Origin of the sequence: Enterobacter sp. TCD1-1, assembly GCF_020567405.1 — a bacterium.
Lineage (GTDB): Bacteria > Pseudomonadota > Gammaproteobacteria > Enterobacterales > Enterobacteriaceae > Enterobacter > Enterobacter quasiroggenkampii.
The window spans coordinates 118,908-140,746 of the sequence record NZ_JAJCXF010000007.1; the positions used below are offsets into that span (position 1 = coordinate 118,908).

Below are 21,839 nucleotides of genomic sequence, written 5' to 3' on the forward strand. Positions count from 1 at the left end.
ACAAGATGTTGGGTCGGCGTGCATTTTAAGTGCTACATATAGTGATTTGCATCAAACATGTTTGCGATTTATTTGATTCAGAACAAAGTAAAAAGACGAGAGTACAAACGACGGGCGCTTCAGAGATTGTAAAGGTGGAAGAGAAAAATCTGATTAATTATTCAACAAAAACAGTAAAGTAAGCCGGGTGCAGGGCTGCACCCGGCAGGACGGTTACTGTTGCAACCACCAGACGGCTTCAAACGGACGCAGCGACGTCGTTTGCGGTGTCGGGTAGTTACTCATCAACACCTGCAACTTACCGCTGAGAAAGTCTGTCTGCCATTCCTGAGGCGTATTACTCAGGTTCGCCGCAACAATCAGCGTCTGCCCCTGCCACTGGCGACGGTAGCACCACAGAGAAGGGTGTTCCGGCAGGAGATCCTCATAATCCCCCCACGTCAGCACCGGCAGGGTTTTGCGCAGGCTAATCAGCGACTGATAGGTATAGAAGACGGAATCCGCATCGTCGAGCGCCGAGCGGGCGTTCACGGTTTCGTAGTTATCGCAGACGCCAATCCACGGTTCGCCCTCGCTAAAGCCCGCATTGTGCGACGCGTCCCACTGCATTGGCGTGCGGCCATTATCCCGGGACTTACTTGCCAGGATTGCCAGTAATTCATCCGGATCGCGGCCGTTGGCGCGCAATTCGGCGAACATGTTCAGGCTTTCCACGTCGCGGTAATCGGTGATGCGGCTGAAGTGCGGGTTCGTCATCCCCAGCTCTTCGCCCTGATAGATATACGGCGTGCCCTGCATACCGTGCAGCACCATGCCGAGCATCTTCGCAGCGTGAACCCGGTATTCTCCTTCGTCACCGAAGCGCGACACGATGCGCGGCTGGTCGTGGTTACACCAGAACAGCGCGTTCCAGGCTTTGTTATGCATCCCCTGCTGCCAGTGGCGGAAGAGAGTTTTCAGCGCCACGAAGTCTGGCTTCGCCTTCGTCCACTTTTCGCCGCCGGGATAGTCTACCTTCAGGTGGTGGAAGTTAAAGGTCATCGACAGCTCGCGGCCATCGAGAGAAGCATACTGCTGGCAGTTCTCCAGCGAAGTCGAGGACATCTCGCCTACCGTCATCAGGTTGCGCGGGGTAAAGACGTCGCGGCTCATCTCCTGCAGATATTCATGGATGCGCGGCCCGTCAGTGTAGAAGCGGCGACCGTCACCCGTCTCGTCATTCGGGAAATCCTGATCTTTCGAAATCAGGTTAATGACATCGAGGCGCAAGCCGTCGACGCCGCGGTCGGCCCAGAACTCGCACACCTTTTTCAGCTCGGCGCGCACCGCCGGATTTTCCCAGTTGAGGTCCGCCTGCTCCGGCGCGAACAGGTGCAGGTAATACTGCTCGCTCTCTGCGTGCCAGCGCCAGGCGTTGCCGCCAAACTTGGAGCGCCAGTTGTTGGGCAACTGCTCAGGCGTGCCGTCGCGCCAGATGTAGAACTGGCGGTACGGGCTCGCTTTGTTCAGCGATTCCCGGAACCAGGGGTGCTGGGTTGAGGTGTGGTTGAACACCATATCCAGCACGATGCGAATACCGCGCTGGTGCGCCTCGGCGACCAGTTCGTCGAAATCATCCAGCGTGCCGTACGCCGGGTCGATGGCGGTGTAGTTCGCCACGTCGTAGCCATTATCCACCTGTGGGGAGATATAAAACGGCGTCAGCCAGATGGCGTCGATGCCGAGGGTTTTCAGGTAGTCCAGACGCTGCGTCACGCCGCGTAAATCGCCGGTGCCGCTGCCGGTGGTGTCCTGGAAACTCTTGGGGTAAATCTGGTAGATAACGCCGTTTTGCCACCAGTGAGGAAGGGTATTCATAGTGTGTTCCTGCAAATGCGAAGGGGCGCAACTGCGCCCCGAAAGAGAGAGATTAAACAATCTGCAGCGAGCCCTGACGGAACTTACGCTGATAAACCACGGTAGTCAGCGCCATTGGGACGATAATCGCGATGGCCATTGCCAGGGCGAACACCTGCCAGTAAGCGGGCTGGATGGAGAGGATGCCCGGCAGGCCGCCGACGCCAATCCCGTTTGCCATTACGCCGTTTAGTCCGCACACCAGGCCCGCCAGACCGGAACCGATCATCGCGCAGAGCATCGGGAAGCGGTATTTCAGGTTGATACCGTACATCGCCGGTTCGGTGACGCCGAGGTAGGCGGAGATGGCCGCCGGAACGGAGATCTCGCGTTCGTTGTGCTTGCGGCTGACGATGATGATACCGGTCACCGCGGACGCCTGAGCAATGTTAGACAGGGCGATAATCGGCCAGACGGGCGTGCCACCGAGGCTCTGGATCATCTGCATATCAATGGCCAGCGTGGTCTGGTGCACGCCGGTGATCACCAGCGGGGCGTACAGGAAGCCAAACAGCGCGGCGCCAATCGGGGCGAAGCTGCCGGTCATCAGGTGACGCACCGCGAAGGCCACGCCGTCGCCAATCATGCGGCCAAACGGACCGATAAAGGCATGCGCCAGGAAGACCGCCAGAATCAGCGAGCACACCGGCACCACCACCAGATAAAGGTAATCCGGCACGATGCGCTTCAGTCGGGTTTCAATAAAGCCCAGCGCCAGCCCCGCCAGCAGGGCCGGAATGACCTGCGCCTGATAGCCCACTTTGGCGATGGTAAACAGGCCGAAGTTCCACACCTCAGGCACCTGCTGACCAAGTAAGTAAGCGTTCATTAACTGCGGAGAGACCAGCGTGACGCCGAGTACGATACCGAGGATCGGCGTACCGCCCATCTTGCGCACCGCGGACCAGCAGATCCCGACCGGCAGATAGAAGAAGATCGCCTCGCCAATCAGCCACAGGAAGTCGTACACGGTTTTCAGCGCCGGGTACATCTGCGCCAGGGTTTTGCCGTCACTCATCGGCACGTCACCGATGACGTTACGGAATCCTAAAATCAAGCCTCCGCTGATCAGCGCTGGCAGCAGCGGGAAGAAGATCTCCGCAAAGTGGGAAATCAGCTGCTCGTGCCACTTCATGTTCTGGCGTGCGGCCTTCTTCGCCTGCTCTTTATCGGCGGAGGAGTGCCCGGTCGTTGCCAGCAGAGCCTGATAGTAATCGCCCACTTCGGTACCAATCACGACCTGGAACTGACCGGCGTTGGTGAAGCAGCCTTTAACCATGGAGAGTTCTTCAATGGCCTTCGGATTGGCTTTGGCCGGATCGTTCAGCACGAAGCGCAGGCGGGTTATGCAATGGCTGACGGTAGCGATGTTTTCGCGGCCGCCGACTAGGACGATCAACTGATCGATATCTGCTTGTTTGACTTTACTCATCATGAAACCTCATGACAGATGGTGAGGGGGGTAATGACCTGAGCGCAAGCCTACTCCTTCAGCGTGACGGCGAAAATGGGAACGTTCCCGAAATCGGGCGAAGATCACAATAAACCGTTGAGCGGGGGTTAAGAAAGGTGGGCAGGAATAACGATCTGACGCGGCTCAGCGCGCCCGTTGATCTGCTCGATCAGCTGCGCGGCGGCCTGTCTGCCGGACTCGGCATAACCCGGGTCGACGGTAATAATTTCCGGGTGCAAAAACTTCATCAGCGGCGTGCTGCCGACGCTCGCCACCTGCAGGTTATCGATACGCTGCTCCTGCAGATATTTACTCGCGCCCAGCGCCAGCGTATCCGTGGCGCACACCAGCGCGGTGGTTTGCGGCGTCAGGACGCTGGCGACCTGCTCGTAGCCCTGCTTCATGCCCAGCCCCGGCAGCGAGGCCACGGCGGAGAGGTTGTGCTTTTTGCAAAAGGCCAGATAGGCCTCATGGCGGCGCTTGCCGGTGGTGACGTCCGCGTGCGGTACGCCGAGGAAGCTGATGTGGCGATGGCCTTCGTCAAACAGGTGCTGCATCAGGGTGATAATCGCGCCCTCGTCGTCATAACAGACGGAGGCAAAACCGTGGGCATCGCGCGCCAGCAGCACCAGCGACGGCTGCCAGGGTTTTAGCATCTCGTCTTTGATGCCGGTAAAGCCGAACAGCACCACGCCGTCAATGTTGCGCCGCTGGAGCATACCCAGATGCTCTTCCACCAGCTGTGGCGAGAACTGGCTCTCCATCATGATCGGGTCATATCCCTGCTCATAGAAGGCGGGCAGCATGGTCTGCACGGCAAGGTTTTCAGACAGAGAATCCAGACGCGAGACAATGATGGCGACCACTTTGTCACTCTGCCCGCGCATGGCGCGCGCGGAGCGGGAAGGGGAAAAACCGTGCTGATTCATGACCGCCTCAACGCGCTCGCGGGTGCGTTCGCTGACGCCGCTTTCGTTGTTCAGCACGCGTGAGACGGTTGATTTCCCCACGCCGCTTAAACGCGCGATGTCTTTAATCGTAAGGCGGTTCTGCATGCTGTATTCCCTGTAACAACGACAAAATGGTCAATTGAGCCTAATGCTATAGCGCGATTTCGCTATGGGCAAAGTCTGGTTTACGTTCGGTTTATTTGCAGGGGGGTATAATACCGCCCGAATCGTCACAAAGGGTACGCTTAAATCCTTATACTGCGCGGCGACACCCTACTTTTTACTTACCGGAGGCTTCATGGATCCCGATCCCACACCTCTCCTGAACGGGAGAATGCGTTCTTTCCGGTAAGCCAGCCTGTTGCTGACTCACCGGTGATGTGAGGCAGCAACGTCCCAAACGTTCCTGCTTGAAAAATTGAGTGCCTCTCAGGTACGGCTTTGCCACGCCTGAAGGAAAAGCTGCGTCCGCGTTTGCGGATGCGGAGGAATGACTATGTTTAAAAATATCACCCGGCAGCTGCAAGCCCTGCTGAGCCGCCACCTGCCACACCGTCTTGTTCAGCGCGACCCGCTGCCCAATGCCAAAAACATGGCGGGGGCGGCGATCCCCGCGTCCCTGACTGAACGCTGCCTGAACGTGGCGGCGATGGATGAAAACGAAGTCTGGCGCGCCTTTGGCGGGCACCCGGAAGGGCTGAACGCGGCAGAAGTGGAAAAAATCCGTGCCGTGCATGGCGATAACCTCATTCCGGCGCAAAAGCCGTCTCCGTGGTGGGTGCATCTGTGGCTCTGCTACCGCAACCCGTTTAACCTGCTGCTGACCGTGCTCGGCCTCATCTCCTATGCGACGGAAGATCTGTTTGCTGCAGGGGTGATTGCCCTTATGGTAGGCATCTCCACGCTGCTGAACTTTATTCAGGAGGCCCGCTCCACCAAAGCGGCGGACGCCCTGAAGGCGATGGTCAGCAACACCGCGACCGTCTCGCGCGTGATCAACGATCTCGGCGAAAACGCCTGGGTGGAATTGCCTATCGACCAGCTGGTGCCAGGGGATCTGGTGAAGCTGGCCGCGGGGGACATGATCCCGGCAGATTTACGCATCATCCAGGCACGCGATCTGTTTGTGGCGCAGGCTTCCCTGACCGGCGAATCCCTGCCCGTTGAAAAGGTGGCGCGCAGCCGCGACCCGCAGCAGATGAACCCGCTCGAATGCGACACCCTGTGCTTTATGGGCACCACGGTCGTCAGCGGCACCGCGCAGGCGATAGTCACCGCCACCGGGGGCAACACCTGGTTTGGTCAGCTTGCCGGGCGCGTCAGCGAGCAGGAGAGCGAGCCGAATGCTTTCCAGAAGGGAATTGGCCGCGTCAGCATGCTGCTGATCCGCTTTATGATGGTGATGACGCCGATCGTGCTGCTGATCAACGGCTACACCAAAGGCGACTGGTGGGAAGCGGCGCTGTTTGCGCTCTCCGTGGCCGTCGGCTTAACGCCGGAAATGCTGCCGATGATTGTCACCTCTACGCTGGCGCGCGGGGCGGTGAAGCTCTCTAAACAGAAGGTGATCGTCAAACACCTCGACGCCATTCAAAACTTTGGCGCGATGGACATTCTCTGCACCGATAAAACCGGCACCCTGACGCAGGACAAAATCGTGCTGGAGAACCACACTGATATCTCCGGCAAAACCAGCGAGCGCGTGCTGCACAGCGCGTGGCTGAACAGCCATTACCAGACCGGGCTGAAAAACCTGCTCGACGTCGCGGTGCTGGAAGGGGTAGATGAAGAGTCCGCCCGCACGCTCTCCGGCCGCTGGCAGAAGGTGGATGAGATCCCGTTCGACTTCGAGCGCCGCCGGATGTCGGTGGTGGTGAGCGAGCAGACGGATGTGCATCAGCTGATCTGCAAAGGCGCGCTGCAGGAGATCCTCAACGTGTCCACACAGGTACGCTATAACGGCGACATCGTGCCGCTGGACGATACCATGCTGCGCCGCATCAAGCGCGTCACCGACAACCTGAACCGTCAGGGGCTGCGCGTGGTGGCGGTGGCGAGCAAGTTCCTGCCGGCGCGCGAGGGGGACTATCAGCGTATCGACGAATCCGATCTGATCCTCGAGGGGTACATCGCCTTCCTCGATCCACCGAAAGAGACCACCGCACCGGCGCTCAAAGCGCTGAAGGCGAGCGGTATTACCGTGAAAATCCTCACCGGCGACAGCGAACTGGTGGCGGCGAAAGTGTGCCACGAGGTGGGGCTGGACGCGGGTGATGTGGTGGTCGGGAGCGATATTGAACATCTCTCTGATGACGAGCTGGCGAAGCTTGCCCAGCGCACCACGCTGTTTGCCCGCCTGACGCCGATGCACAAAGAGCGCATCGTCACCCTGCTTAAGCGCGAAGGGCACGTGGTGGGCTTCATGGGCGACGGCATCAACGATGCGCCCGCTCTGCGTGCGGCGGATATCGGTATCTCCGTAGACGGAGCGGTCGATATTGCCCGTGAAGCGGCGGATATCATTCTGCTGGAAAAAAGCCTGATGGTGCTGGAGGAGGGCGTCATCGAAGGGCGCCGTACCTTTGCCAATATGCTCAAGTACATCAAGATGACCGCCAGCTCCAACTTCGGTAACGTCTTCAGCGTGCTGGTGGCGAGCGCGTTTCTGCCGTTCCTGCCGATGCTGCCGCTGCACCTGCTGATCCAGAACCTGATGTACGACGTGTCTCAGGTGGCTATCCCGTTTGATAACGTGGATGACGAGCAGATCCAGAAGCCGCAGCACTGGAACCCGGCAGATCTTGGGCGCTTTATGCTGTTCTTTGGCCCGATCAGCTCTATCTTCGACATTCTGACCTTCTGCCTGATGTGGTTTGTGTTCCACGCCAACACTCCGGAACACCAGACGCTGTTCCAGTCCGGCTGGTTCGTGGTCGGGCTGCTGTCGCAGACGCTGATTGTGCATATGATCCGCACGCGCCGCATTCCGTTCATCCAGAGCCGTGCCGCATGGCCGCTGATTGTGATGACGGGGATTGTGATGGCGCTCGGCATCGCGCTGCCTTTCTCACCGCTGGCGAGCTACCTGCAGCTGCAGGCGTTGCCGCTGAGCTACTTCCCGTGGCTGGTGGCGATCCTCGCGGGTTACATGGTGCTGACGCAGATGGTGAAAGGGTTCTATGCGCGTCGGTATGGCTGGCAGTAAAAACATACCCTCACCCTAACCCTCTCCCTGAAAGGGAGAGGGGACCGCTCGGTGCCGCCTTTCACCCTCGCCCCTTTGGGGAGAGGGCCGGGGTGAGGGGACTGGCTTTCCTCTCAAATTCAACAACCTGTGATCTCCGTCGGCGCATTCGCTTGACGACAAATTGAGCGCATGTTAACAGAATGTTTTGCCTTTATTTGGCCCGTCAGATAAGGAACATTCATGTTACGGTACAGTCTCTTAACCGCCGGGCTGATGCTCGGCGCCTCTGCCTTTGCCGCCCCGGCAGGGGATCTCCCTTTAATGCCCTGGCCTGCAAAGGTCGAACGCCCGACGACCCAGGGCGCGCTGGTGCTCAGCAACAACGTATCCATTAGCGTCAGCGGGGACGATCTCGGTGACGCCGTCAACCGCCTGCGCCAGCGCATCGCCCTGCAAACCGGCTGGACGCTGCAGCCGCAGGCTGAAAAGCCAGACAAACCGACCATCCGCATCGCGATTGCCAAAAAGGTAAAGCCGCAGCCGCTGCCGGACAGCGACGAAAGCTATAAGCTCACGGTGGATGCCAACGGCGTGAACATCTCTGCCAACACCCGTTTCGGTGCCTTGCGCGCCATGGAAACCCTGCTCCAGCTGATGCAGAACGGGGCGGAAAATACCTCTCTGCCGTGGGTGACCATTGAAGATTCGCCGCGTTTCCCGTGGCGCGGGCTGCTGCTCGATTCGGCACGTCACTTTATCCCGCTGCCGGATATCAAACGCCAGATCGACGGCATGGCTGCGGCGAAGCTCAACGTGCTGCACTGGCATTTGACCGACGACCAGGGCTGGCGCTTTAGCTCGAAGCGCTACCCTAAGCTGACGCAGCTTGCCAGCGATGGGCTGTTCTACACGCCTGAACAGATGCGTGAGGTGGTGCGTTACGCCGCCGAGCGCGGCATTCGCGTGGTGCCGGAGATCGACATGCCGGGCCACGCCTCGGCGATTGCCGTGGCCTACCCGGAGCTGATGAGCGCGCCGGGGCCGTACGCCATGGAACGCCACTGGGGCGTGCTGAAGCCGGTTCTCGATCCCACCAAAGAGGCGACTTACGCCTTTGCTGACGCGATGGTCAGCGAACTGGCGGCGATCTTCCCCGATCCGTATCTGCACATCGGCGGCGACGAAGTGGACGACAGCCAGTGGAAAGCGAACCCGGCTATCCAGCAGTTTATGCGCGACAACAGGCTGGCGGACAGTCACGCGCTGCAGGCTTACTTCAACCGCAAGCTGGAAACGATCCTTGAGAAGCATCACCGCCAGATGGTCGGCTGGGACGAGATCTACCATCCTGACTTACCGAAAAGCATTCTGATCCAGTCCTGGCAGGGGCAGGACGCGCTGGGGCAGGTGGCGCAGAACGGCTACAAGGGCATTCTGTCGACCGGCTTTTATCTCGACCAGCCCCAGTCCACCGCCTATCACTACCGCAACGAGATCGTCCCACAGGGGTTAAACGGCGTGGATGTGATAGCCGACACCGACAGCGCCCAGAGCTGGGCCTTCTCCATGCCGCGCCTGAAGGGCAAGCCGGTGGAGGGGAGCTTCACCCTGGTGAAAGGGGATGCCGGCTGGCGCGGATTTATTGATTTTGCCGGGAAATCACGCCGTGCGGTGCAGAACATCGAGTGGCGCGATGACAGCCAGGTCACGTTTACCGTCGATACGTGGATGGGCGACACGCGCCCGGTCGTCACCGTCGATAACGACAAACTCTCCGGTTATTTCCTTGTCGGAAATACGCGCTACCCGATTAGCGGCACGCGTCTGGACGACGTGCCGAAAGGCGTTCCGCCCGTCGTGCCGGACGTGGCGAACCAGGCCAACCTGCTCGGCGGCGAAGCGGCGCTGTGGGCGGAAAACGTGGTGGCACCGGTGCTGGATATCCGCCTGTGGCCGCGTACGTTTGCGGTGGCGGAGCGGCTGTGGTCCGCGCAGGACGTCAACGATGTCGACAACATGTACACCCGCCTGCAGGCGATGGACAGCTGGTCGACGGTGTCGGTCGGGCTGCAGCAGCATACCCAGCAGCAGGTGCAGTTCACGCGCCTCGCCGGTAATGCCGACACCCTGCCGTTGCAGATCCTCGCTCAGGCGATAGAACCGGCTCAGTATTACACCCGCCAGCACCTGAAGTTCCAGGCCGGAAACTATCATCAGTTCGAGCCGCTCAACCGCTTTGCGGATGCGCTGAACGCCGAAAGCGCCACCGTGCGCCAGATGCACAAATGGGCGGACCGTCTGGTGAGCGATGCGGAAGACACGGAAAGCGCCGACGCCCTGCGTCACGTCTTTAACCGCTGGCAGAGCAACACCAGCGACGCGCTGGCCTTAAGCGAAAACAGCTATCAGCTGAAGGCAATGAAGCCGGTGATCCAGGAGGTGGATAAGCTGGCCTCCATTGGCCTGCGGCTGACGGATCTGGTGGCGCGTCAGGGCACGCTGGATGACAAAGAGATCGCCTCGATTCAGAGCGAGCTGGATAACGCGGCGAAAGTGCAGGACGAAGTGGTGATTGCGGCGGTGTACCCGCTGGAGACGCTACTGAGAGCAACGCGGAATCAGTAGCAAGCAACAAAAAAGGCAGCCTGGGCTGCCTTTTTTTATCGACAAAGCGAATTAGCGACGAACGGCAATCGCTTCGATTTCAATTTTCACGTCTTTTGGCAGACGCGCCACTTCCACACAGGAGCGCGCCGGGAAGGTGGCGTTATGCTCGGTGAAGAACGCTTCGTAAGTGGCGTTAACGGTCGCGAAATCGTTCAGATCTTTCACGAAAACGGTGGTTTTCACGATATCACCCACTTTCAGGCCGGCAGATTCAACGATAGCCTGCACGTTTTCCAGCGACTGGCGCGCCTGCGCCGCGACATCTTCCGGCACCGCGCCGGTTTTTGGGTTTACGGGGATCTGACCTGAAGTGATGATCATGCTGCCCAGATCAACGCCCTGAACGTAAGGGCCGATAGCGGCTGGTGCATTTTCCGTCGCGAGTACTTTGCTCATGTTTTCTCCAGAATTACAGCGTTAAGAATGTTCCCGGCCATTATAACAGCCGGGATTTCATTACCAACCTCAATTAGTTGGCCAGCACCACATAATGAGAAAACTCTTTTTCGCAGTATTTGCATTTGAGCGCGATGTCATCGGCGCGTTTTTTCACTGCAAAGCTGGAGGAAACCGGCTCAGCATGACTGATGCAGTTGCTGTTCGGGCAGACCAGCACGTTTTCGATGCGATCCGGCAGGCTCGGGCGGGATTTGCCGACCACTTCATACTCGTCGATGCGGTTGACGGTAGCGTCCGGCGCGTACAGCGACAGCTGGTTAACCTGCTCGTCGGTCAGGAAGGTGTTCTCAATTTTAATCAGATCCTTGCGGCCCATCTCGCCCGACGGCAGGTTCAGGCCGATGGTGATGCGCTGGTCGGTTTCGGTCAGTTTGAACAGCGTCAGCAGCTTAAAGCCCACCTGCGCAGGGATGTGGTCAATCACGGTGCCACGCTTGATGGCTTCAACCTGGAGTTTGTTATCGTGTGTCATGGTCGTCTCCCCTTACAGAGCTAATTCGCGATTCAGAACCAGTGCCAGTAACGCCTGGCGGGCGAAGATGCCGTTTCCGGCCTGCTGGAAGTACCAGGCGTGCGGCGTTTTATCCACGTCTGTGGTGATCTCATCGATGCGCGGCAGCGGGTGCAGGACCTTCATGTTGTCGCGTGCGCCTTCCAGGTCGCTGGCGCGCAGCACGAACTGCGCCTTCACGTTGGCGTATTCGGACGGATCCAGACGCTCTTTCTGCACGCGGGTCATGTACAGAATATCCACGTGGCTCATCACCTCTTCGATGCTGGCATGCAGGCTCCACGCAATGCCTTTCTCATCCAGCATGTCGAGGATGTACTGCGGCATTGCCAGCGCGTCCGGTGCGATGAAGTAGAAGCGGTTGCCGTTAAATTTCGCCAGCGCCTGGGTCAGGGAGTGAACGGTGCGGCCGTATTTCAGGTCGCCAACCATGGCGATGTTCAGGTTCTCAAGCGTGCCCTGGGTCTCCTGAATGGTGAACAGATCCAGCAGGGTCTGCGTTGGGTGCTGGTTGGCACCGTCACCGGCGTTCAGCACCGGAATGCCGCCGGAAAATTCGGTCGCCAGGCGCGCCGCGCCCTCCTGCGGATGACGCATCACAATCGCGTCGACGTAGGTGCTGATGACTGAAATGGTATCCGCCAGGGTCTCGCCTTTTTTACCCAGCGACGTGTTGCTGCTGTCCGAGAAGCCCACCACGCTCGCGCCCAGGCGGTGCATGGAGGTCTCAAAGGAGAGGCGAGTGCGGGTTGAGGCTTCAAAGAAGCAGCTCGCAATCACCTTGTGCTTCAGCAGCTCCGGTTGCGGATTGGCCTTCAGTTTTGCCGCGGTTTCCAGAACCAGTTCCAGCTCTTCGCGGCTGAGGTCGTTTATGGAAATGATGTGTTTTTGATAAAGCGGATTCATGTTTATCTCCTGACGCCGGGCAAAAAAAAGCCCCTCAAATGAGGGGCTCTGGGAATAGGTTTAGCAACGGGAAGAAAAACGGCAGGCCAGCGTCTGATTTCAGACGCGGTAAGACGTTATGTCGTACACGCTTGACCATGCTTCCTCCCGGCAAATTGTCGGGCATTATACGCAGCTCGCTTTTCGGATCAAGCGATTTAATGCACGCTTTACTCAATGCAAACGGTTCTTTATGAATATTAATTCGTTCTGAGTAAATAATTAATTTGCTTATGCACCAGCGCGGTGCGCTTCACCACCCGAGGGGCGACCCAGACAATACTGCTGCCGGCCACCACGCCTAATATTTCCGGAAGCTGGTGATAATCCAGAATACGCGCCACCGCGCGGCCATATCCGGCGACGGTATGGACAAGGATAAACTCGCTATTATGCTCGACGCTCACCACCATTTCCGAAACGGTACGCGCGGCATCAGGGGCAGGGCGCAGTTGAGGATTCAACGAATAAATCTTTAGCCCTTTGGCATTTCGAATTTTTATGACTCCGAGCAACTTCAGCAATCGCGAAACGGTCGACTGGCTGATGCTGTCAAACCCTCTCTCCTGCAGGTCGCGGCGAATCTCTTCCTGCGAAAGATAACTCTTTTCGGCGATCAAACGCTGGCACACCGTGAGCTGCAGTTGTTCTTTGGGAGAGTACTCTTCGTAATCCATCATGTTTCCCATATCAGTTCCCGAAATAACCGGTGACACCGCACCGATCCGTAGGCCGGATAAGCGCAGCGCCATCCGGCAAATTACAACAACGCCCCCAGACTTAACGCCACCATAATCACCACCGTCAGGATCGCCAGCAGCGGCGCCACCCATTTCAGATAGCGCACGTAGGGCACCCGGGCGATAGCCAGCCCGCCCATGACCACCGCTGAGGTCGGCGTGACGAGGTTTACGATGCCGGAGGCCGACTGGTAAGCCGTGACCACCAGGTCGCGGTTGACGTTAGCGAAATCGGCAAGCGGTGCCATGATCGGCATCGTCAGAACGGCCAGGCCGGATGAAGAAGGCACAAGAAACGACAGCACGACCTCCAGCCAGTACATCACGTTGATAAACGCCACCGTGGACAACCCGCTGACCAGCCCTTCCGCGCTGTGCAAAATGGTGTGGGTAATCATGCCCTTATCCATGATGACTACGATACCGCGCGCGATGCCGATAATCAGCGCGACGCCCAGCAAATCTCGCGCGCCGTTGATAAACGTCGACGTCAGCTCCTCTTCGCTCATGCGGGCAATCAGGCCGACGAGAATCGCGCTGGCGAGAAACACTGCGGAGATCTCCGCCATCCACCAGCCCAGCACCGCCACGCCGTAAATCATCACCGCGAAGGCGAGGGCAAAAATCACCAGGATGATTTTGCGCACCGGGGTGAATTCCAGCGACTGTTCGCCCTTGTTGCCGAGGAAATGGGCGAGGTTCTCTTCCTGCTTGTCTGCAACGATCGACTGCGAGGGATCCTTGCGCACCTTGCGGGCGTAGCGCATCACCCACGCCACGCAGATGATCCAGCCGATGACCAGCAGCGCCACGCGCAGGGCGATGCCGTTAGTAAAGGGGATCCCGGCGGCGTTGGCGGCGATGACCGTGGCAAACGGGTTAATGGTGGAACCCAGCGTGCCGATCCCCGCGCCGAGCAGCACGGTGGAGGCGGCGACAACCGGATCGAACCGGGCGGCCAGCATCACCGGCACCAGCAGGGTGTAGAACGGCAGCGACTCTTCGGCCATGCCGTAAATGGTGCCGCCCGCGGCGAACAGCGCCATCAGGATCGGGATCATCCACTCCTCGCGTCCGCGCAGTCGGGTGGTGACGCGCTCGATCCCGGCGTCAATCGCCCCGGTTTTGGTGACGATCCCGAGAAATCCCCCGATGATCAGAATAAACAGCGCCACGTCGATCGCCCCGGCCTGGCCGGAAACCGGATCGTACAGCCCGGCGATGGGCGCCATCAGGACGGAAACCAGCCCCTGCGGATGTGCCGCCACGTGCGCGTACGTTCCGGCAATCGGGACTTCTTTACCGAGGGTCTCGTTCATCGCCATCTGGTACTGACCGGCGGGAACGACCCAGCTCAGCGCCGCCACAACGGCAATCAGAAAAAAGAGAATGGTGTAAGCGGAGGGAAACTTAAACTTGCCCATGATGTTCTCCTTAAACCCGGCGCACCCGCGGCGCGCCGGGCGGTGATTAGTCGCCGAGTGTCGCCACCATGACCGCTTTAATGGTGTGCATGCGGTTCTCTGCTTCGTCGAAGACGATGGAGTTTGGTGATTCGAAGACCTCTTCCGTCACCTCCAGTCCCTTCAGCCCGTAAGCCATCTCGATCTCGCGGCCCACTTTGGTGTGCTCGTTGTGGAACGCCGGCAGGCAGTGCATGAACTTGACGTTCGGGTTGCCGGTGGCCTTCATCACCTGGGCGTTAATCTGATACGGCTTCATCAGGCTGACGCGCTCGGCCCAGGCTTCCTTCGGCTCGCCCATGGAGACCCACACGTCGGTGTAGAGGAAATCGGTCCCCTGCACGCCTTCTTCCACGTCGTCGGTGAGGGTGATGCGCGCGCCCGTCTCTTTCGCAATGGCGCGGCACTGCTCAACCAGCCCCGCTTCCGGCCAGAAGGATTTCGGCGCGACGAGGCGGATATCCATCCCCATCTTGGCCGCGCCCACCATCAGGGAGTTGCCCATGTTGTTGCGCGCGTCGCCGAGATAGGCAAAGCTCAGCTCCGGCAGGGTTTTGCCCGGCGAGTGCTCCAGCATGGTCATTAGGTCGGCGAGGATTTGCGTTGGGTGGAACTCGTCGGTCAGGCCGTTCCACACCGGCACGCCTGCGTACTCGCCTAGCTCTTCGACGATGGCCTGACCATAGCCGCGGTATTCGATGCCGTCGTACATGCGGCCCAGCACGCGGGCGGTGTCTTTCATCGACTCTTTATGGCCAATCTGCGATCCGCTTGGGCCGAGGTAGGTCACTTGCGCGCCCTGGTCGAACGCGCCCACTTCGAAGGCGCAGCGGGTGCGGGTGGAGGTTTTTTCAAAGATCAGGGCGATATTTTTCCCGACCAGGGTTTGCTTCTCGCGCCCGGCTTTTTTGGCGGCCTTGAGCTCAATGGCGAGGTCAATCAGGTACTGGATCTCCGCCGGGGTGTAGTCCAGCAGTTTCAGGAAGTTGCGGTTTTTCAGGTTGATGGTCATGGCTAAATCCTTTTTAAAATGAGTGTTCAGTTACGAATCAACGTGCCTTTCTCGCCCGCGAGGATCTCCGCGCCGTCGGCCAGCGCGCCGATCCCGGCAATGCCGTTGCAGGCTTCAACGAATTCGCGGCAGGCGGCCACTTTCGGCCCCATCGATCCGGCGTCGAACTGCATGCCCCTGAGCAGTTCCGGTGTCACCTGCGCCAGCGGACGCTGGGTCGGTTTGCCCCAGTCGAGGTATACCGCGTCGGCATCGGTGAGGATCAGCAGGGCATCGGCTTCGATCTGGCGCGCCAGCAGGGCGGCGGAGAGGTCTTTGTCGATCACCGCTTCGATCCCGTGATAGCCGTTGGCGTGTTCCACCACCGGTACGCCGCCGCCGCCGTTGCAGATCACCAGGTGGTCGCGCTGGATCAGCGCCGTGATGGCGTCGCTCTCAACGATGCGCTTCGGCTGCGGAGAGGGCACCACGCGGCGGACGTAGCTGCCGTCGGCCTTAAACACCCAGCCTTTCTCCGCGGCCAGCGTTTTTGCCTGGGCTTCGCTGTACACCGGGCCGATGTACTTGGTCGGGTTGCTGAAGGCCGGGTCGGCGGCGTCCACTTCTACCTGGGTGAGCAGGACGCTCACCTCGCGCTGCGGCAGATTGTTTTTCAGCGCCTGCTGGAGCATGTAGCCGATCATTCCCTGGCTTTCCGCGCCGAGAACGTCCAGCGGGTAGGGCGTGACTTTGTCGTAGGCGCTGTTCTGCAGCGCCAGCAGCCCGACCTGCGGCCCGTTGCCGTGTACCAGCACCACGCGCCACTGTGCCGTCAGCCCGGCGATGGTGCGGGCGGCCTGCTCGATGTTCTGGCGCTGGATCTCCGCTTCCAGCGGCTCGCCGCGCTTGAGCAGGGCGTTGCCGCCCAGGGCCACAACCAGAGTGGGTTTTCGTTCCATGATGGCTCCTTTAAATTCCGTCGCGTTCCAGCGGGCAGCTCATGCAGCGCGCGCCGCCGCGGCCGCGTCCGAGTTCGTCGCCCGGGATGGGCAGCACGGTGATACCCGCTTTGTCGTACTTCTCGTTGGTCCAGACGTTGCGCTCGTAGCCGATCACCACGCCGGGGCGGATGGTCAGGACGTTATTGGCGTCGTTCCACTGCTCGCGTTCGGCCTCAAAGGCGTCGCCGCCGGTGGTGATCAGACGTACCTGGTTAATGCCGAGCGCTTTCTCGATGGCGTGCAGCAGGTCGGTTTCCTGGGTGCGCAGCAGGCCGCCGCGTCCGTCCGGGGTGAGCGTCCAGCACTGGGCGTCTTTGCGCACCACTTCCGGGTAGACGGAGAAGGTATCCACGTCGATGTGGGTCATGACGGTGTCGAGGTGCATGCAGGAGCGGTGTTTTGGCAGCTCAACGGCGATCACGCGCTCGGCCTGACGGTGTTTGAACAGGCTGTTGGCGAGAAACTCCACGCCCTGCGGCGTCGTGCGTTCGGACATGCCGATCAATACCGCGCCGCGGCCAATCACTAATACGTCACCGCCTTCTAAGGTGGCGTGGTCGTAATTAATATTCTCGTCGCCGAAATACTTAATAAAATCGCCGTCGGCGAACGCCGGGTGCCAGCGATATATTGCCCGCAGGTTATTGGTTTCACGCTGACGCGCCGGTTTGGCCATTGGGTTAATAGAGACGCCGTTATAGATCCAGCAGGAGGTATCGCGGGTAAATAAGTGGTTTGGCAGCGGCTTCATAATAAAATCATTCGCCGTGTGGGTATCCACCACCATATTTTTAATGGCCGCCGGAATTTCACCGTAGGTTAATCCACCGCTCAGCCTGCGCGCCAGTTCGCGGTGCGGCATATCCGCCAGCCAGCCGCGAACGTCGCCGGCAAAGGTAGGGCCGAGGCGATAATCAGAGATTTGCGTCTCCAGCAGCCAGGCTTTCGCCTCTGCAATATCAAGGGTTTGTGTCAGAAGGTCGGTCAACAGCAGGACTTCCACACCCTGCTCGCGCAGCGTGTTTGCGAAAATGTCATGCTCCTCACCCGCCCGCTCAACCGAGAGCACATCATCGAAAAGCAGCTCCTGGCAATTCGATGGCGTTAAGCGTTTCAGACTTAAATTTGGGCGGTGCAGCATAACGCTACGCAATTGACCAATTTCAGAACCGACGTAATGCTTTTCCATAATTATTCCTTTAACTGTTTTTCAGAATAAAAAGGGCATGCGCCATGTGATGCATTTAATTTCATGGCGGCTAAGCTCAATTGATTTCGTAATTCATACTAGGCAGTTAAATAATCTGTATTGTGATGTTGCTCACGCGAAAATGGATATTAAGCGGTTTGTTTTCATTTGCATGATTCGCATCAGATAATGATTAATTGGCTATTCTGGCGAGGTGAATAGCTAAGCATTATCCGTTGTCATTATTTGCAGTTGTTAGTGTTTTGTAGAATTTCATGCTTTGAAATATTTTGTTAAGCCATTGATTTTAATTGTTTTTAAAGGTGGCGTGGAATGGCTATGCAATATTGCTAATTAACTATTTTTGGCTTAAGGAAAATCAATAAATATTTATTGAATTTAATAGCAAATTATCAAAGTGATAAAATGTGAAGCTGTAGCGAGTTTTGTTGTTAAGGCATGACGATCAGTAAGTTAGCGCAAGGCCGTGATAACGAAGAACTGAAGATATGCATAATGGCTGCATAAATGCCTGCGAGGGCTTAACAGCAAATTAACACCATTCCCGATAAACATGCGTTCGCGCAAAACCCGTCTAAAAAGCGCTGGTATGGCAGCCAGGATTCTCGTATAAAAGATAAAAATGAAACGTTGTTTTATATCGAGGGTATTCTGATGATTATCGGCAACATCCACCATCTGCACTCCTGGCTGCCTGACGAACTGCGACAGGCCATTGAGCATGTTAAAGCCCACGTCACCGACGCGACGCCGCTCGGCAAGCACGACATCAACGGCAACAGCCTGTTTTATCTGGTCTCTGAAGATACAACCCAGCCGTTCGCCGAGCGCCGCGCCGAGTTCCACGCGCGCTATCTGGATATTCAGATCGTGATGAAGGGACAGGAAGGGATAACTTTCAGCACCCTGCCGCCCGGCACGCCGGACACCGACTGGCTGGCGGACAAAGACATCGCCTTCCTGCCGGAAGGCGGGCAGGAGAAAACCGTGGTGCTGAGCGAAGGGGATTTTGTGGTGTTCTGGCCGGGTGAGGTGCACAAGCCGCTGTGCGCGGTGGGTGCGCCTGCTAAGGTCAGGAAAGTGGTGGTGAAGATGCTTGTAGAGTAACCCTTACCCCTCACCCTAACCCTCTCCCCACAGGGGAGAGGGGACTGCTCCGAGCCGTCTTTTCCCCCTCGCCCCATTGGGGAGAGGGCCGGGGTGAGGGGGGACAATATGTGATCCAGCTTAAATTTCCCGCACTCCCTCTGCATCTCTCATTTACCTGCGCTTTTCCTGCGTCATAGTATGATCGTTAATTTAACGAACGCTGTTCTATAATGTAGAACAAAATGATTCAACAAGGAGATCTCATGCCGCAGTCCGCGTTGTTTACGGGAATCATTCCCCCTGTCTCCACCATTTTTACCGCCGATGGCCAGCTCGATAAGCAGGGTACCGCCGCGCTGATAGACGATCTGATCGCGGCAGGCGTTGACGGCCTGTTCTTCCTGGGCAGCGGCGGCGAGTTTTCCCAGCTCAGCGCCGAAGAGCGTAAAACCATTGCCCAATTTGCGATCGATCATGTCGATCGTCGCGTACCGGTCCTGATCGGCACCGGCGGCACCAACGCCCGGGAAACCATTGCGCTCAGCCAGCACGCGCAGCAGGCGGGGGCGGACGGCATCGTGGTGATCAACCCTTACTACTGGAAAGTGTCGGAAGCGAACCTGATCCGCTATTTCGAGCAGGTGGCGGACAGCGTCACGCTGCCGGTGATGCTCTATAACTTCCCGGCGCTGACCGGGCAGGATCTGACCCCGGCGCTGGTGAAAACCCTGGCCGATTCGCGCAGTAACATCGTCGGCATCAAAGACACCATCGACTCCGTTGCCCACCTGCGCAGCATGATCCATACCGTCAAAGCCACTCACCCGCACTTCACCGTGCTCTGCGGCTACGACGATCATCTGTTCAATACCCTGCTGCTCGGCGGCGACGGGGCGATTTCGGCGAGCGTCAACTTTGCCCCACAGGTGTCGGTGAATCTTCTGAAAGCCTGGCGAGATAAAGACGTGGCGAAAGCGGCTGAGTATCATCAGACCCTGCTGCAAATCCCGCAGATGTATCAGCTGGATACGCCGTTTGTGAACGTGATTAAAGAGGCGATTGTGCTCTGCGGCCGCCCGATCTCCACGCACGTGCTGCCGCCCGCGTCACCCCTGGACGCGCCGCGCAAGGCGCAGCTGAAAACCCTGCTGCAACAGCTCAAGCTCTGCTGAGCCGGACGATAACCATGACCATCGAGAAGATTTTCACCCCACAGGACGATGCGTTTTATGCGGTGATCACCCACGCGGCGGGGCCGCAGGGCGCGCTGCCGCTGACCCCGCAGATGCTGATGGAATCCCCCAGCGGCAACCTGTTCGGCATGACGCAGAACGCCGGGATGGGCTGGGACGCCAATAAGCTGACCGGCAAAGAGGTGCTGATTATCGGCACCCAGGGGGGCATCCGCGCCGGTGACGGACGCCCGGTCGCGCTGGGCTACCACACCGGCCACTGGGAGATCGGCATGCAGATGCAGGCGGCGGCGAAGGAGATCACCCGCAACGGCGGGATCCCGTTTGCGGCCTTCGTCAGCGATCCCTGCGACGGTCGCTCTCAGGGCACGCACGGCATGTTCGACTCCCTGCCGTACCGCAACGACGCGGCGATCGTGTTTCGCCGCCTGATCCGTTCCCTTCCGACACGCCGGGCGGTGATTGGCGTCGCCACCTGTGATAAAGGGCTGCCCGCCACCATGATTGCGCTGGCCTCGATGCACGACCTGCCGACCATTCTGGTGCCGGGCGGGGCGACGCTGCCGCCAACCGTGGGGGAAGACGCGGGCAAGGTGCAGACTATCGGCGCGCGCTTTGCCAACCACGAACTCTCCCTGCAGGAGGCCGCTGAGCTGGGCTGCCGCGCCTGCGCTTCGCCGGGCGGCGGATGTCAGTTCCTCGGCACGGCGGGCACCTCGCAGGTGGTCGCGGAAGCGCTGGGTCTGGCGCTGCCGCACTCCGCGCTGGCCCCGTCCGGGCAGGCGGTGTGGCTGGAGATCGCCCGCCAGTCGGCGCGGGCGGTGAGCGAGCTGGATAACCGCGGCATCACCACGCGCGATATCCTCACCGATAAAGCCATCGAAAACGCCATGGTGATCCATGCGGCGTTCGGCGGCTCGACCAATTTACTGCTGCACATTCCGGCCATCTCCCACGCGGCGGGCTGCACAATCCCGGACGTAGAGCACTGGACGCGCGTCAACCGTAAGGTGCCGCGCCTGGTCAGCGTGCTGCCCAACGGCCCGGACTATCACCCGACCGTGCGCGCCTTCCTCGCGGGCGGCGTGCCGGAGGTGATGCTTCACCTGCGCGATCTTGGCCTGCTGCATCTGGACGCCATGACCGTGACCGGCCAGACGGTGGGCGAGAACCTCGACTGGTGGCAGGCTTCCGAACGCCGGGCGCGCTTCCGCCAGTGCCTGCGCGAGCAGGATGGCGTGGATCCGGATGACGTGATCCTCCCGCCGGAGAAGGCAAAAGCGAAAGGGCTGACCTCGACGGTTTGCTTCCCGACGGGCAACATCGCGCCGGAAGGATCGGTGATCAAGGCCACGGCGATCGACCCATCGGTCGTCGGTGAAGATGGCGTTTACCGCCACACCGGCCGGGCGCGGGTGTTTGTCTCGGAAGCGCAGGCAATCAAGGCCATCAAGCGGGAAGAGATTAAACAGGGCGATATCATGGTGGTGATCGGCGGCGGGCCGTCCGGCACCGGCATGGAAGAGACCTATCAGCTTACCTCCGCGCTGAAGCATATCTCGTGGGGCAAGACGGTATCGTTAATCACCGATGCGCGCTTCTCCGGCGTGTCGACAGGCGCCTGCTTCGGCCACGTGTCGCCGGAGGCGCTGGCGGGCGGGCCGATTGGCAAGCTGCGCGATAACGACATCATCGAGATAGCCGTCGACCGGCTGACATTAACAGGCAGCGTGAACTTTATCGGCACGGCGGATAACCCGCTGACGCCGGAGGAGGGCGCGCGCGAGCTGGCAATGCGGCAGACGCACCCGGACCTGCACGCCCACGACTTTTTGCCGGACGACACCCGCCTGTGGGCAGCATTACAGTCGGTCAGCGGCGGCACCTGGAAAGGCTGTATTTATGACACCGATAAAATTATCGAGGTAATTAACGCCGGTAAAAAAGCGCTCGGCATTTAATTATTTATCAGGCGATTGTCGTCTACGGAATATATTCCGTGGACGGCTTTTGCTTGTCTTTGTTTTATCAATTTAAACAATAAGTTGTGATATATCGTTGGCGTCACAAAAGCAAAATAACGT

Annotated in this window: 17 protein-coding genes and 1 pseudogene; 6 read left to right on the forward strand and 12 right to left on the reverse strand. The window is 59.0% G+C overall.

The window, feature by feature from the left end:
- Nucleotides 1–213: 213 nt before the first annotated feature.
- The 3 genes from treC to treR form a co-directional block, all read right to left on the reverse strand.
- Nucleotides 214–1,857: an alpha,alpha-phosphotrehalase gene (gene treC / locus LJA86_RS20295; RefSeq protein WP_229226644.1), complete on the reverse strand. Its 1,644-nt coding sequence runs from the start codon at nucleotides 1,855–1,857 to the stop codon at nucleotides 214–216.
- 52 nt (nucleotides 1,858–1,909) lie between these two features.
- The gene (gene treB, locus LJA86_RS20300; protein WP_023310193.1) at nucleotides 1,910–3,328 is read right to left on the reverse strand and encodes a PTS trehalose transporter subunit IIBC; all 1,419 of its coding nucleotides are present in this window, start codon (nucleotides 3,326–3,328) and stop codon (nucleotides 1,910–1,912) included.
- Between the two features lie 128 nt (nucleotides 3,329–3,456).
- Nucleotides 3,457–4,404 (reverse strand): trehalose operon repressor TreR, encoded by a 948-nt coding sequence (gene treR, locus LJA86_RS20305; RefSeq protein ID WP_229226645.1) that lies wholly within the window; start codon nucleotides 4,402–4,404, stop codon nucleotides 3,457–3,459.
- A 391-nt stretch (nucleotides 4,405–4,795) separates the two neighbouring features.
- Between treR and mgtA the strand changes: the two genes are divergently transcribed.
- A complete protein-coding gene (mgtA, locus tag LJA86_RS20310) occupies nucleotides 4,796–7,504 on the forward strand; it encodes a magnesium-translocating P-type ATPase (RefSeq protein WP_045335516.1) in 2,709 nt (902 codons plus the stop codon).
- Between the two features lie 222 nt (nucleotides 7,505–7,726).
- Complete coding sequence (locus LJA86_RS20315) at nucleotides 7,727–10,111, forward strand: beta-N-acetylhexosaminidase (protein ID WP_229226646.1); 2,385 nt, start codon at nucleotides 7,727–7,729, stop codon at nucleotides 10,109–10,111.
- 51 nt (nucleotides 10,112–10,162) lie between these two features.
- Here the strand turns inward: LJA86_RS20315 and ridA are convergent, their stop codons facing one another.
- The 4 genes from ridA to LJA86_RS20335 form a co-directional block, all read right to left on the reverse strand.
- Nucleotides 10,163–10,549 (reverse strand): 2-iminobutanoate/2-iminopropanoate deaminase, encoded by a 387-nt coding sequence (gene ridA / locus LJA86_RS20320; RefSeq protein WP_008501391.1) that lies wholly within the window; start codon nucleotides 10,547–10,549, stop codon nucleotides 10,163–10,165.
- A 73-nt stretch (nucleotides 10,550–10,622) separates the two neighbouring features.
- Nucleotides 10,623–11,084, reverse strand: a complete 462-nt coding sequence (pyrI, locus tag LJA86_RS20325) for an aspartate carbamoyltransferase regulatory subunit (protein ID WP_045908062.1) — start codon at nucleotides 11,082–11,084, stop codon at nucleotides 10,623–10,625.
- A 12-nt stretch (nucleotides 11,085–11,096) separates the two neighbouring features.
- Nucleotides 11,097–12,029 (reverse strand): aspartate carbamoyltransferase, encoded by a 933-nt coding sequence (gene pyrB, locus LJA86_RS20330; protein ID WP_048027955.1) that lies wholly within the window; start codon nucleotides 12,027–12,029, stop codon nucleotides 11,097–11,099.
- Between the two features lie 34 nt (nucleotides 12,030–12,063).
- Nucleotides 12,064–12,168, reverse strand: a complete 105-nt coding sequence (locus LJA86_RS20335; RefSeq protein ID WP_022646880.1) for a pyrBI operon leader peptide — start codon at nucleotides 12,166–12,168, stop codon at nucleotides 12,064–12,066.
- Here LJA86_RS20335 and LJA86_RS20340 point away from each other — a divergent pair.
- Nucleotides 12,148–12,265 (forward strand): annotated as a pseudogene (locus tag LJA86_RS20340) (hypothetical protein). The gene LJA86_RS20335 and the pseudogene LJA86_RS20340 overlap by 21 nt on opposite strands.
- 3 nt (nucleotides 12,266–12,268) lie before the next feature.
- On the opposite strand, the gene LJA86_RS20345 reads toward LJA86_RS20340, so the two are convergent.
- The 5 genes from LJA86_RS20345 to arcA form a co-directional block, all read right to left on the reverse strand.
- Entirely contained in the window at nucleotides 12,269–12,748 is a 480-nt protein-coding gene (locus tag LJA86_RS20345) for an arginine repressor (RefSeq protein ID WP_039024059.1), read from the reverse strand.
- 80 nt (nucleotides 12,749–12,828) lie between these two features.
- The gene (locus LJA86_RS20350; RefSeq protein ID WP_111967130.1) at nucleotides 12,829–14,232 is read right to left on the reverse strand and encodes a YfcC family protein; all 1,404 of its coding nucleotides are present in this window, start codon (nucleotides 14,230–14,232) and stop codon (nucleotides 12,829–12,831) included.
- 46 nt (nucleotides 14,233–14,278) lie between these two features.
- Complete coding sequence (argF, locus tag LJA86_RS20355; RefSeq protein WP_008501386.1) at nucleotides 14,279–15,283, reverse strand: ornithine carbamoyltransferase; 1,005 nt, start codon at nucleotides 15,281–15,283, stop codon at nucleotides 14,279–14,281.
- A gap of 26 nt (nucleotides 15,284–15,309) precedes the next feature.
- Nucleotides 15,310–16,221 carry a carbamate kinase gene (arcC, locus tag LJA86_RS20360; protein ID WP_229226647.1) on the reverse strand — a complete coding sequence of 304 codons (912 nt, stop codon included), beginning with the start codon at nucleotides 16,219–16,221 and terminating at the stop codon, nucleotides 15,310–15,312.
- Nucleotides 16,222–16,231: 10 nt separating this feature from the next.
- Nucleotides 16,232–17,452 (reverse strand): arginine deiminase, encoded by a 1,221-nt coding sequence (gene arcA, locus LJA86_RS20365; protein ID WP_008501384.1) that lies wholly within the window; start codon nucleotides 17,450–17,452, stop codon nucleotides 16,232–16,234.
- A 675-nt stretch (nucleotides 17,453–18,127) separates the two neighbouring features.
- Here arcA and LJA86_RS20370 point away from each other — a divergent pair.
- The 3 genes from LJA86_RS20370 (at nucleotide 18,128) to yagF (ending at nucleotide 21,716) form a co-directional block, all read left to right on the forward strand.
- Nucleotides 18,128–18,580 carry a YhcH/YjgK/YiaL family protein gene (locus tag LJA86_RS20370; protein WP_229226648.1) on the forward strand — a complete coding sequence of 151 codons (453 nt, stop codon included), beginning with the start codon at nucleotides 18,128–18,130 and terminating at the stop codon, nucleotides 18,578–18,580.
- A 245-nt stretch (nucleotides 18,581–18,825) separates the two neighbouring features.
- Nucleotides 18,826–19,734 (forward strand): 2-keto-3-deoxygluconate aldolase, encoded by a 909-nt coding sequence (gene yagE, locus LJA86_RS20375; protein ID WP_229226649.1) that lies wholly within the window; start codon nucleotides 18,826–18,828, stop codon nucleotides 19,732–19,734.
- Between the two features lie 14 nt (nucleotides 19,735–19,748).
- Nucleotides 19,749–21,716 (forward strand): xylonate dehydratase YagF, encoded by a 1,968-nt coding sequence (yagF, locus tag LJA86_RS20380; RefSeq protein ID WP_229226650.1) that lies wholly within the window; start codon nucleotides 19,749–19,751, stop codon nucleotides 21,714–21,716.
- Nucleotides 21,717–21,839: the final 123 nt, after the last annotated feature.